Genomic DNA, 12,029 nt, shown 5'->3' with positions numbered 1-12,029 from the left:
AGCGTACGGTCCCCGGGTCCGCCGGTCTCCCCCAGGGGCACTGTGCGTGATGGTGCCCGGAACCGGACTCGAACCGGTACGCCCCCGAGGGGCAGCGAGGTTTAAGCTCGCCGTGTCTGCATTCCACCATCCGGGCTTGGCGCGCGGCTCCGCGTTGGCACATGACCCTATCCGGGGGGCCCTCCGCGATCAGCCGAACCGTGGCTCGATGTTGTCTTATTTATGGATCACTTGAGGGTCCGTCAGCACACCCGGAAGGCATAGTCACATGCCCGGGCGTGCTGACGGGCGCGGCGGCCGGATACCCGAATTGACGGAAAGTCGCCGCACCCGCACAGCCGATTCGCCAGGGGTGCGCCACGGATCGCCAGGGCCGCGCCACCCGGGGGCGGATTCCGGGGTGCGGGACCGGGTCCGGCGCGCCGGACGACCGCCCCGGCGAGGGGGTCCCCGGGCGGTGGGTCAGGGTCGGAGTCATACCGCAGGAGGACGCCGGAGGCCCTGTGATGCGACTCAAGGCGGCCCCGGGAACGGGCACCGGGAGTGACGACCCGGAGCCGGACGGCGGAGACGATGGAGTGGTGCCCCTGACCCGGGTCCCGCCGCCGGCGGGAGCGCCGGGCGGGCCCCCCGTCCCGTACGAAAACCACCCTGGAGTCTCCCGTGACCACCATGTCCACCGCTCACCGCGCCACCGCGGTGGCCGCCCGCGCCACGGAACTGTCGAAGGTCTACGGAGAGGGCGAGACCAAGGTGACCGCCCTGGACCGGGTCACCGTGGACTTCCCGCAGGGGGAGTTCACCGCGATCATGGGCCCGTCGGGTTCCGGCAAGTCCACGCTGATGCACTGCGTGGCCGGCCTCGACAGCTTCAGCAGCGGTTCGGTGCGGATCGGCGAGACCGAGCTCGGGTCGCTCAAGGACAAGCAGCTCACCCAGCTGCGCCGGGACAAGATCGGCTTCATCTTCCAGGCGTTCAACCTGCTGCCGACGCTGACCGCGCTGGAGAACATCACGCTGCCGATGGACATCGCCGGCCGCAAGCCCGACCAGGACTGGCTGCACAAGGTCATCGAGATGGTGGGCCTCTCCGACCGGCTCAAGCACCGGCCCACCGAGCTCTCCGGCGGCCAGCAGCAGCGCGTCGCGGTGGCCCGCGCCCTGGCCTCGCGGCCCGAGATCATCTTCGGTGACGAGCCGACCGGGAACCTCGACTCCCGCTCCGGCGCCGAGGTCCTCGGCTTTCTGCGCAACTCGGTGCGCGAGCTGGGCCAGACCGTGGTGATGGTGACCCACGACCCCGCCGCCGCCTCCTACGCGGACCGGGTGATCTTCCTGGCCGACGGGGCGATCGTGGACCAGATGATGCACCCCACCGCGGACGGGGTGCTCGACCGGATGAAGGCCTTCGACGCCAAGGGCCGCACCAGCTGACCCCGGGGCCCGCCCGGCCCCGCGTCGTCCACCCTCCGGCCCCCTCCCCTCCCAGGACTCACAGACATGTTCCGAACCGCCCTGCGCAATGTGCTCGCGCACAAGGCCAGGCTGCTGATGACCGTCCTCGCCGTGATGCTCGGCGTGGCCTTCGTCTCCGGCACCCTGGTCTTCACCGACACCCTCGGCAACGCCTTCCGCAACCAGTCCGCGAAGAACTACGACGACATCGCGGTCGCCGTCACCACCCACGCCGACCAGCGCGACGACAAGACCCGCGCCATCGACGCCGCCACCCTGAAGAAGATCCAGGCCCTGGACGGGGTGGCCACCGCCACCGGCCGGGTCGACGGATTCGCCGGGGTCGCCGACCCCGACGGCAAGCTGATCGGCAACGGCTGGTCCAACACCGGTGCCAACTTCGCCCCCGGCAAGGACGGCAAGGACGCCCAGTACACCTTCACCGACGGCTCGGGCCCGACCGCTGCGGGCAGCATCGCCCTGGACAAGGACACCGCCCGCAAGGGCAAGTACGAGGTCGGCGACACCGTGCGGGTCGCCACCAACGGGCCGGTGAAGGAGTACACGCTCTCCGGCGTCTTCACCACCGAGGACGGCGCGGTCAACGCCGGCGGCAGCCTGGTGCTCTTCGACACCCCCGTCGCCCAGAAGCTGTTCCTGCGGTCCGGCGAGTTCAAGGACGTCGCCGTCACCGCCGCGCCCGGCGTCTCGGACCGGCAGCTGCTGGCCGATGTGAAGCCGCTGCTGCCCGAGGACGCCGAGGCCAAGACCGGCAAGGTCCTCGCGGACGAGCAGGCCGAGCAGATCGAGTCCGGCCTCAGCAGCCTCAACAAGCTGCTGCTCGCCTTCGCCGGTGTCGCCCTCTTCGTCGGCATCTTCCTGATCGCCAACACCTTCACCATGCTGGTCGCCCAGCGCACCAAGGAGCTGGCGCTGCTGCGGGCCGTCGGTGCCTCGCGCCGCCAGGTCAAGCGCTCGGTGCTGCTCGAGGCCGCTGTCGTCGGTCTGATCGCCTCCGTGGTCGGCTTCGCGCTGGGCATCGGCCTCGCGACCGCGCTGCGCTCCGCGATGAGCCTGATCGGCGGGAAGATCCCGGCCGGGCCGCTCGTGGTGGCCCCGGTCACCGTCGTCGCCGCCTTCGGCGTCGGCGTGGTGATCACCGTGCTGGCCGCCTGGCTGCCCGCCCGCCGGGCCGCGAAGATCCCGCCCGTCGCCGCGATGAACAGCGCGCACGCGGTGGCCACGGTCAAGTCCCTGGTGCTGCGCAACACGATCGGCGGCATCATCACCCTGCTCGGCGCGGCCGCGATCATCGGCGGCGCGGCGCAGGCCGGGTCGAACGGCCAGCTCCTCATCGCGGGCGGCGCCTTCCTGGCGCTGATCGGGGTCATCGTCCTCATCCCGCTGCTGTCCCGCCCGGTGATCGCCCTGGTGCGCCCGCTGCTGCTGCGGCTGTTCGGGGTCTCCGGCAAGCTGGCCGCGCAGAACGCGGTCCGCAACCCCCGCCGTACCGGCGCCACCGCCTCCGCGCTGGCGATCGGCCTCACCCTCGTCACCGGCATCTCGGTGCTCGGCGTCACCCTCGGCCAGGCGGTCGACAAGCTGACGACGGACAACATCAAGGCCGACTACATGGTCTCGATGGCCAGCGGCGACGCGCTCGACGAGTCGGCTCTCACCGCCCTGGCGAAGGCTCCCGGCGTCACCGCCGCCTCCCCGCAGCAGGCCGTCTGGCTGACGGTCGACGGCGCCGGGGTCTCGGCCTCCGGCATCACCCCGGGCGATGTGCAGAAGGTCCTCACCGTCGACACCGTCTCGGGCTCGGCGGACTCAATCGGCCGGGGCGAGATCGCCGTCGCCGAGAAGACCGCGAAGTCGCACGGCTGGAGGACCGGGGACAGCGTCCCGGTCACGTACGACGACGACAAGAAGGAGAACCTGCGGATCGGGGCCCTCTACAAGGACAACGAGTTCCTGTCGCCGGTCCTGATCCCCCGTGACAAGGTCGCCCCGCACGAGGGCCGTGCCGACATCCGCGAGATCTGGGTGAAGACGGACGGCGGCGCGAGCGCGGCCCATGAGAAGGCGCTGGTGGACGCGCTGGGCGACAACCCGGGCATGAGCGTCATGGACCGTCAGGACATCCGCGACATGTTCGGCGGCTCGGTCAACCTCGCGATGAACATCATGTACGGGCTGCTCGCCATGGCCCTGATCATCGCGGTGCTCGGGGTCGTCAACACCCTGGCCATGTCGGTGTTCGAGCGCCAGCAGGAGATCGGCATGCTGCGGGCGATCGGCCTGGACCGCCGCAAGGTCAAGCGCATGATCCGGCTGGAGGCCGTGGTCATCTCGCTCTTCGGCGCGGTGGTCGGCATCGGGCTCGGGATGTTCCTCGGCTGGGCGATCGGCCAGACCGTGGCGGCCCAGATCCCGCAGTACGTGCTGGTCCTGCCGTGGGGCCGGATCGCGCTCTTCCTGGTGCTGGCCGGACTGGTCGGCGTGCTGGCCGCCCTGTGGCCGGCCCGCAGCGCCGCCAAGCTGAACATGCTGACGGCCATCAAGACGGAGTAGCCGCACCCGGACACGCACGCCGAGGGCCGGTACCCCGCTGATGACGGGTACCGGCCCTCGGCGGTGGTCCTTACGGGCTCAGCCGGTCGCGGAGGCCCTCCAGTCGCGGGCGCGCAGCGGCATCCGGGAGCCGCCGCCCTCGGCGGGGCGGACCGCGAGGATCTGGTTGACGCCGATCTTGTTGTGCTCGAAGGAGAGCGCGGAGGCGGCCATGTAGAGCCGCCAGACCCTCGCCCGGCCGGGCGAGGTCGCCCTGACCGCACGCTGCCAGTCGCCCTCCAGGTTGGCGACCCAGCGGCGCAGGGTCAGGGCGTAGTGCTCGCGGAGCGACTCGACGTCCCTGGTCTCGAAGCCGGCCTCCTCCAGGGTGGCGACGGTGCGGCCGACCGGGGCCAGTTCACCGTCCGGGAAGACGTAGGAGTCGATGAACGCGTCGATGCGGTAGGCGGACTCGTCCTTCTCCGGGCGGCGGGCGATCTGGTGGTTGAGCAGGCGCCCGCCGGGCTTGAGGAGTGCGTAGAGGTCGTCGGCGTACTCGCGGTAGCGGACGGAGCCGACGTGTTCGGCCATGCCGATGGAGGAGATGGCGTCGTACGGGCCGTCCCTGACGTCCCGGTAGTCCTGGACCCGGATCTCGATCCGGTCGGTGAGGCCCTCCTCGGCGATGCGCTTCCTGGCGAAGGCGGCCTGTTCGGTGGAGAGGGTGACACCGGTGACGCGAGCGCCGTACTCACGGGCGGCGTGGATGGCCATGGAGCCCCAGCCGCAGCCGACGTCCAGCAGCCGGTCGCCCTCCTTCAGCGCGAGCTTGCGGCAGACCAGGTCGAGCTTGTCGCGCTGGGCGTCCTCAAGGGTTCCGCCGTCCTCCCAGTAGGCGCAGGAGTAGACCATGGACGGTCCCAGGACCAATGCGTAGAAGTCATTGCCCACGTCGTAGTGGTGGCTGATGGCCTCCTTGTCACGGCGCTTGGTGTGCAGGGTGCCGGTGCGGCGGCGGACCTCCTCGGGCGGCGGCGGGGGCGGCGGCCAGGGGCCGGCCAGCTGGAGCAGTCCCTTGGCGGCGGCCCGCAGCTTGGGGTCGCGGACCGGGTGGACGCTGTCCTTCGCCTCCGCGCCGCGCTCCCAGATCAGCCCGGCCATCAGGTCCAGGGCCTCGTAGAGATCGCCCTCGATGTCGAGCTCGCCGGCCACCCAGCCGCGCGCCAGGCCCAGTTCGCCCGGCTTCCAGAGCAGGCGGCGCAGGGCGCGGCGGTTCTTGATGACGAGGACGGGGGCGCCGGGCGGTCCGGACTCACTGCCGTCCCAGGCCCGGATGCGGACCGGTAGGGGTTCTCCCAGCAACTCCTGGGCGAGAGCGGTCAGCCGCAACGCGGCGTCTGCCATGGCGCACACCTCCGTGATGGTGTTTCCCGACGTGCCCAGACATGCCCACACATGTCCCGGACCACGCCCCGGCGCCCTCGGCACCACGGCGCAGCACACCCCCCTCAACAGTTTCCGGCGGCCCGGCCATCCCGCTACCGGGCAAGGAAACGGCAAAATACCTGCACAGCACACGCATCCGCCGGGGGTCCGGCCCGCGCACCCCCGCGGCCCGCGCCGCGCGGTCGCGTTCCGATACGCCGAAGGGGCCGCCCGCACCACGGATGGCGGACGGCCCCTTCGGGCGTCGTACAACGGTCCTGCTGTCCTGCTGTGCCGCGAGGGCTAGGAGGCCTTGGCCTTCTCGCCCACCGGCTTGGCGGCGGCGGGTGCCGGGGCCGGCTTGGCGGCCTCGTAGAACTCCTCGCGCGGGGTCTCCATGGCGCCCAGGGAGACGACCTCGCGCTTGAGGAACATCGCGAGCGTCCAGTCGGCGAAGATCCGGATCTTGCGGTTCCAGGTCGGCATCGCCATGCCGTGGTAGCCGCGGTGCATGTACCAGGCGAGACGGCCCTTGAGCTTGATCTTCACCTTGCCCATGACGATCATCGCGACGCCCTTGTGCAGGCCCAGACCGGCGACCGCACCCTTGTTGGCGTGGCTGTAGTCGCCCTGCGGGAAGCCGCGCAACCCGGAGATGACGTTGTCACCGAGGACCTTGGCCTGACGCAGCGCGTGCTGCGCGTTGGGCGGGCACCAGGCGTTCGGGTTGCCGGCCTTGCGGCCGATCATGTCCGGCACCTGGGCGTTGTCGCCCGCGGCCCAGATGTAGTCGGTGCCCTGCACCTGGAGCTTCTCGTTGGTGTCCACGTGACCGCGCGGGCCGAGCGGCAGACCGAAGCGGGCCAGCGCCGGGTTCGGCTTCACACCGGCCGTCCACACGATGGTGTTGGAGTCGACCTCCAGACCGTTCTTCAGCACCACGTGACCGTCGACGCAGGAGTCCATGGAGGTCGAGAGGAAGACCTCGACACCACGGGACTCCAGGTGCTCCCGGCCCCAGGTGCCCAGCTTCGGGCCGACCTCGGGAAGGATCTTGTCGGCGGCGTCGACGAGGATGAAGCGCATGTCCTCGCGCTTCACGTTCGTGTAGTACTTCGCCGCGTCGCGGGCCATGTCCTCGACCTCGCCGATGGTCTCCGCACCGGCGAAGCCGCCGCCCACGAAGACGAAGGTGAGCGCCCGGCGACGGACGTCCTCATCGGTCGTCGAGTCGGCCTTGTCCAGCTGCTCGAGAACGTGGTTGCGCAGGCCGATGGCCTCCTCGATGCCCTTCATGCCGATGCCCTGTTCGGCCAGGCCGGGGATCGGGAAGGTACGGGAGACGGCGCCCATCGCGATGACCAGGTAGTCGAAGGGCAGCTCGTAGGCCTCGCCGACGAGCGGCGCAACCGTGGCGACCTTGCGGTCCTGGTCGATGGTCGTGACGCGGCCGGTGAGGACCTCGGCCTTGGGCAGGACGCGTCGCAGCGGGACGACGACATGCCGAGGCGAGATGCTGCCGGCAGCAGCTTCGGGGAGGAAGGGCTGGTACGTCATGTACGAGCGCGGGTCGACGACCGTGACGGTCGCCTCTCCGTAGCGCATCTTCTTCAGAATGCGTCGAGCTGCGTACAGGCCTACGTACCCACCGCCTACTACGAGGATCCTGGGACGCTCCGTGGTGCTCATGCCATCGAGTATCCACCCCCCTCGGGGGGCGGGCTCGTGAGCCCCTTCACAAGGTATGGCCCACCCTCTGCTACACTTCGCCGCCCACGTGACCCAGGTCATGGCCCGGGCGGGGAACCGCAACGCGGCGGCGAACGTTGTTCACCGCTTGTGAGCTGGCCCTCGAGCCGCCGGACCGGGTGAACCGCCCTCCCCGTACACACTCCCGCAACGCCCCCGGAACGGGGCCGTATCAGCCGGGAGTGACCCCGCACACCCTCGCCGGGGTCCATCCGGAGCAGAAGTCCCGCCCCAAGGGCCCAATTCCTTGTGAAGAAGTTCACGAACTTCGTCGCGACGTGTCTCCCGAGGGACCCCCCGAGTGGCCCCGGGCCTCTCAAAGGTGCAGGCGGGAGTGCGTATGAGCAGCACTCCCGCCCGCGTCCCGAAGGCCCGCCGTCAGGCGATGGACCAGCCGATTCCGTCGAGAATGTCGTGTTCGCTCACGACGACCTCGCGGACGCCCGCGCGCTCCATGACGGCCAGCAGGATCAGGGCGCCCGAGGCGATCACATCGACCCGTCCCGGGTGCATGGCACCGATCGCGGCGCGCTCGGCGTGGGTGGAGGCGAGGAGCCGCGCGGTGATCTCCCGGACCTGCTCCAGGGAGACCCGGGAGTGGTGGATCGCCTCGGAGTCGTACTCCTCCAGACCCAGCGCGATGGCGGCCACCGTGGTGACCGTCCCGGCGAGGCCGACGAGGGTGGCCGCCGAGGCGAGCGGGACGGTCTGCCCGGCCAGGTCCAGGGCGGCGGCGACGTCCGCCCGGATCGCGTCGGCCTGCTCGGGCGCGGGCGGGTCGGTGACCTCGCCGTCCCGTACGAGATGGCGCTCGGTCAGCCGGACGCACCCGATGTCCACGGACCGGGCGGCCCGCACCCGGTCGTCGCCGACGACGAACTCGGTGGAGCCGCCGCCGATGTCCACGACCAGGTACGGCTTCGCGAGGTCGTCGCGCCCGGCGAGCTCCTTGGTGGCGCCGTCGAACGAGATCGCGGCCTCCTGGTCGCCGCTGATCACCTCGGGCTCGACGCCCAGGATGTCCAGCACCCCGCGCACGAAGTCGTCCCGGTTCTCCGCGTCCCGGGAGGCCGAGGTGGCGACGAAGCGGACCTTCTCGGCGCCGTGCTCCTCGATCACCGCCGCGTACTGCCGGCAGGCGGCGAACGTGCGCTCCAGCGCCTCGGGGGCGAGCCGCCCGGTCCGGTCGACCCCCTGCCCCAGCCGGACGATCTCCATCCGCCGGTCGAGCTCGGTGAACTCGCCCGTGCGGGGATCGGCGTCCGCGACGAGCAGACGGATGGAGTTGGTACCGCAGTCGATGGCAGCTACCCGCGTCATGGCCCTCAGCCCTCGTCCCCGCCCGGCCCGTCGCACGGCGACACGCACGGCCCCTTGCGCCACCACTCCGGCAGCATCGCGATCGCCTCGTCCCCCAGCGGGTTCACGCCCGGTCCCGCCGCCAGCGAGTGCCCCACGAGCACGTGCAGGCACTTGACCCGGTCCGGCATGCCCCCCGCGCTCGGGAAGCCCTCCAGCACCTCGATGGCGTCGCGCCGCGCGAGGTAGTCCTCGTGCGCGGCCCGGTACGCGGCGGCCAGCTCCGGGTCGGTCTCCAGACGGGCCGTCATCTCCTTCATGACCCCGTTCGCCTCCAGCGTGCCGATCGCGGACGCCGCGCGCGGGCACGTCAGGTAGTACGTCGTCGGGAACGGCGTACCGTCCTCCAGCCGGGGCTGTGTCTCGACCACGTCCGGGTTGCCGCACGGGCAGCGGTGCGCGATGGCGCGCAGACCGCGCGGCGGGCGCCCCAGCTGCTGCTGGAACGCGGCGATGTCCGCGTCCGTGGGCGCGGTGGACTCGGTCTGGGGAGGGGGCGTTTCCATGCCTGCCTAGGTCTGGTCGGACTGCTCGAACTGCGGTTCTGCAGAGATGTACGGGGAATGCGGCTCAGCCGCGGTCGGCGCTGTCGACGCCGTCCCACAGGTTGGAGTGCCACGGGCGGTCGGTCTCGCCCGGCTTCCCGTCGCGCTCCCTGGCCGCGTCGGGGTCGACCACGGTGTAGCCGGTCTCCCCGGGAAGAAGGTAGTGCAGGTGTTCGCGGGCCAGCCGCTTGACGTACGCGTCGTCCTGGAGGCGGGCCTTCTCGTCCCGCAGCTCCTCGGTGCGCGCCTCGGCCTCCTGCGCCAGCCGCTGCTGGTCGGCGATCTCGTCGCGCTGCGAGACGTACTGACGCATCGGGTAGGCGAGGGCGACGACCAGGGAGCAGACGACCAGGGCCAGGAAGGCGGCCCGGCCGGTGAGCCGGGAGCGGCGGGCCTGCCGGCGGTTCTGGGACCGGTAGACGCGGGCGGCGGTCTGCTCGCCGAGCAGCCTCAGCCGGGTCGCGGTGGAGAACCGGTCCCGGTCCTTCGCGGCCATGTCTCCGCCTCCCCATTACGCACGTCCGTCCCCGCACACGGTACGGGACCGAGTGCGGGGACGGACGGAGGCCGGGGCAGTTGCCCCCGCCGGGCTTGTCAGCCCTTGAAGCGCGGGAAGGCGGAACGGCCCGCGTAGACCGCGGCGTCGTCGAGGATCTCCTCGATGCGCAGCAGCTGGTTGTACTTGGCGACACGGTCCGAGCGGGCCGGGGCGCCGGTCTTGATCTGGCCGCAGTTCACGGCGACCGCGAGGTCGGCGATGGTGACGTCCTCGGTCTCGCCGGAGCGGTGGGACATCATGCACTTGAAGCCGTTGCGCTGGGCCAGCTCGACGGCGTCCAGGGTCTCGGTCAGCGAACCGATCTGGTTGACCTTGACGAGCAGGGCGTTGGCGGAGCCCTCCTCGATGCCGCGGGCCAGGCGCTCCGGGTTGGTGACGAAGAGGTCGTCGCCGACGATCTGCACCTTGGCACCGAGCTTGTCGGTGATGACCTTCCAGCCGGCCCAGTCGTCCTCGTACAGCGGGTCCTCGATGGAGACCAGCGGGTACGCGGAGACGAGCTCCTCGTAGTACTCGGTCATCTCGGCGGCCGAGCGGGACTTGCCCTCGAACTCGTACTTGCCGTCCTTGTAGAACTCCGAGGCGGCGACGTCGAGCGCGAGCGCGATGTCCTTGCCCGGGGCGTAACCGGCCTCCTTGATGGCCTCGAGGATGAGGTCGAGGGCGGCGCGGTTGGACTCGAGGTTCGGCGCGAAGCCGCCCTCGTCACCGAGACCGGTGGACAGGCCCTTGGTCTTCAGGACCTTCTTGAGCGTGTGGTAGACCTCGGCGCCCCAGCGCAGGGCCTCGGAAAAGGACTCCGCGCCGATGGGGGCGATCATGAACTCCTGGATGTCCACGTTGGAGTCGGCGTGCGACCCACCGTTGAGGATGTTCATCATCGGGACGGGCAGCAGGTGCGCGTTCGGGCCACCGAGGTAGCGGAACAGCGGCAGGTCGGAGGCCTCGGAGGCGGCGTGCGCCACGGCGAGCGAGACGCCGAGGATGGCGTTGGCGCCGAGCGAGCCCTTGTTCTCCGTGGCGTCCAGGTCGAACATCGCCTGGTCGATGAGGCGCTGCTCGGTCGCGTCGTACCCGACGAGCTCCGGGCCGATCTGCTCGATCACGGCGAGGACGGCCTTCTCGACGCCCTTGCCCTGGTAGCGGTTGGGGTCACCGTCGCGAAGCTCAATGGCCTCGAACGCACCGGTGGAGGCTCCGGACGGGACAGCAGCACGACCCGTGCTGCCGTCGTCGAGGCCAACCTCGACCTCGACCGTGGGGTTGCCCCGGGAGTCGAGGATTTCCCGGGCTACGACGACGTCGATGGACGGCACGAGGCATCTCCTTCTGGGATATGACGCTGGTTGTGCAGGGTCACTTTGGCCTTGCGACAAGAGCCTAACCGGCCCGGCCCGCTCCGTCGGCCGGGCGCCCGTCCCCTGGGACGAAAAAGGACCCAAGGGCAGGCATAGCGGGACAGACGGCCAGAAATTTACTGACCAGTAACGACAACAGTTGAACGATCAAGCCTCCCGGTGACCGCCCGCCGGCCGCGCAGGCGGCGCCGGAACCGGCAGACCCCGGCCCGGAGCGCACGGGGGGAAGGTGCGCACCGGGCCGGGGCGGCCGTGGTGATCAGCGAGGAGAGGTCGCCACTACTTCGTCAGGTGGAGCTGCTGGCCCGGGTAGATCAGGTCGGCGTCCTCGACGATGTCCTTGTTGAGCTTGAAGAGCTTCGCCCAGCCGCCCTTGACCTTGTGGTCCGCGGCGATCTTGCTGAGCGAGTCGCCCGCGACGACCTTGTACTCGCCGTCACCCTTGGCGACCTTGTCGCCGGTGGGGGTGGTGACGGTCTTCTTCTCGGCCTTCTTCGGGGCGGCCGAGCGGTCCGAGCGGTTGGTGGCGGGCGCCTCGGTGCGCTCGGCCTTCTTCGGCGCGGCCTGCTGGGCCGGCGCGGACTCCTGCTTCGGAGCGGTCTCGGTCTTGGCGGCACCGGAGCCGGTGTCGACGCCCGGGTCGACACCGTCGTTGCTCAGGTTGCCGGCGCCGGCGCAGGACCAGGCGCCCGGGCCCTGCATGTCGAGGAGCTTCTCGGCGGTGGCGATCTGCTGGGCCTTGGTGGCCAGGTCGGCGCGGGCCGCGTACTGGGTGCCGCCGGCGGCGGCCCAGCTGGACTGCGAGAACTGCAGGCCGCCGTAGTAGCCGTTGCCGGTGTTGATGGACCAGTTGCCACCGGACTCGCACTGGGCGACGGCGTCCCACGTGGACACCGAGGCGGCGGAGGCGCCGGTCGCGCCCATGAGCGGGACGGCGATGGCGGCACCGGTGACACCGGCGAGCGTGGCGATACGGACGGCCTTGGACGGGCGGCGGTGCTTGTTGCCCTTGCTGTTGAGCAGCAT

The 12,029-nt window shown here is 70.8% G+C and carries 9 protein-coding genes and 1 tRNA gene; 2 read left to right on the top strand and 8 right to left on the bottom strand.

Annotated elements, in window-relative coordinates:
• Positions 1-50: 50 nt before the first annotated feature.
• Positions 51-136: transfer RNA gene (locus RLT58_RS21880), tRNA-Leu, on the bottom strand.
• A 527-nt stretch (positions 137-663) separates the two neighbouring features.
• Between RLT58_RS21880 and RLT58_RS21875 the strand changes: the two genes are divergently transcribed.
• On the top strand, positions 664-1,434 hold the full coding sequence (locus tag RLT58_RS21875) for an ABC transporter ATP-binding protein (protein ID WP_311312068.1): 771 nt from the start codon (positions 664-666) through the stop codon (positions 1,432-1,434).
• 66 nt (positions 1,435-1,500) lie between these two features.
• Positions 1,501-4,029 (top strand): ABC transporter permease, encoded by a 2,529-nt coding sequence (locus RLT58_RS21870; protein WP_311312067.1) that lies wholly within the window; start codon positions 1,501-1,503, stop codon positions 4,027-4,029.
• A gap of 78 nt (positions 4,030-4,107) precedes the next feature.
• Here the strand turns inward: RLT58_RS21870 and RLT58_RS21865 are convergent, their stop codons facing one another.
• The 7 genes from RLT58_RS21865 to RLT58_RS21835 all read right to left on the bottom strand — a co-directional run bounded on the left by RLT58_RS21865 (position 4,108) and on the right by RLT58_RS21835 (position 12,029).
• A complete protein-coding gene (locus RLT58_RS21865; protein WP_311312066.1) occupies positions 4,108-5,412 on the bottom strand; it encodes a class I SAM-dependent methyltransferase in 1,305 nt (434 codons plus the stop codon).
• Between the two features lie 324 nt (positions 5,413-5,736).
• Positions 5,737-7,122 carry an NAD(P)/FAD-dependent oxidoreductase gene (locus tag RLT58_RS21860; RefSeq protein WP_311312065.1) on the bottom strand — a complete coding sequence of 462 codons (1,386 nt, stop codon included), beginning with the start codon at positions 7,120-7,122 and terminating at the stop codon, positions 5,737-5,739.
• A 438-nt stretch (positions 7,123-7,560) separates the two neighbouring features.
• Complete coding sequence (locus tag RLT58_RS21855) at positions 7,561-8,502, bottom strand: Ppx/GppA phosphatase family protein (protein ID WP_311312064.1); 942 nt, start codon at positions 8,500-8,502, stop codon at positions 7,561-7,563.
• Between the two features lie 5 nt (positions 8,503-8,507).
• Positions 8,508-9,047 (bottom strand): DUF501 domain-containing protein, encoded by a 540-nt coding sequence (locus RLT58_RS21850; RefSeq protein ID WP_311312063.1) that lies wholly within the window; start codon positions 9,045-9,047, stop codon positions 8,508-8,510.
• A gap of 64 nt (positions 9,048-9,111) precedes the next feature.
• The gene (locus RLT58_RS21845; protein ID WP_311312062.1) at positions 9,112-9,582 is read right to left on the bottom strand and encodes an FtsB family cell division protein; all 471 of its coding nucleotides are present in this window, start codon (positions 9,580-9,582) and stop codon (positions 9,112-9,114) included.
• A 98-nt stretch (positions 9,583-9,680) separates the two neighbouring features.
• Entirely contained in the window at positions 9,681-10,961 is a 1,281-nt protein-coding gene (gene eno, locus RLT58_RS21840) for a phosphopyruvate hydratase (RefSeq protein ID WP_093539874.1), read from the bottom strand.
• A 321-nt stretch (positions 10,962-11,282) separates the two neighbouring features.
• The gene (locus RLT58_RS21835; protein ID WP_311312061.1) at positions 11,283-12,029 is read right to left on the bottom strand and encodes a transglycosylase family protein; all 747 of its coding nucleotides are present in this window, start codon (positions 12,027-12,029) and stop codon (positions 11,283-11,285) included.

This window comes from Streptomyces sp. ITFR-16 (genome assembly GCF_031844705.1).
GTDB lineage: Bacteria > Actinomycetota > Actinomycetes > Streptomycetales > Streptomycetaceae > Streptomyces.
This window is presented reverse-complemented; position numbering and strand designations above follow the sequence as displayed.

Excerpts from the sequence above, each read along its gene's own strand:
- RLT58_RS21870 (WP_311312067.1), top strand. The coding sequence starts at position 1,501 with ATGTTCCGAACCGCCCTGCGCAATGTGCTCGCGCACAAGGCCAGGCTG.
- RLT58_RS21865 (WP_311312066.1), bottom strand. The coding sequence starts at position 5,412 with ATGGCAGACGCCGCGTTGCGGCTGACCGCTCTCGCCCAGGAGTTGCTG.
- RLT58_RS21860 (WP_311312065.1), bottom strand. The coding sequence starts at position 7,122 with ATGAGCACCACGGAGCGTCCCAGGATCCTCGTAGTAGGCGGTGGGTAC.
- RLT58_RS21855 (WP_311312064.1), bottom strand. The coding sequence starts at position 8,502 with ATGACGCGGGTAGCTGCCATCGACTGCGGTACCAACTCCATCCGTCTG.
- RLT58_RS21850 (WP_311312063.1), bottom strand. The coding sequence starts at position 9,047 with ATGGAAACGCCCCCTCCCCAGACCGAGTCCACCGCGCCCACGGACGCG.
- RLT58_RS21845 (WP_311312062.1), bottom strand. The coding sequence starts at position 9,582 with ATGGCCGCGAAGGACCGGGACCGGTTCTCCACCGCGACCCGGCTGAGG.
- RLT58_RS21835 (WP_311312061.1), bottom strand. The coding sequence starts at position 12,029 with ATGCTGCTCAACAGCAAGGGCAACAAGCACCGCCGCCCGTCCAAGGCC.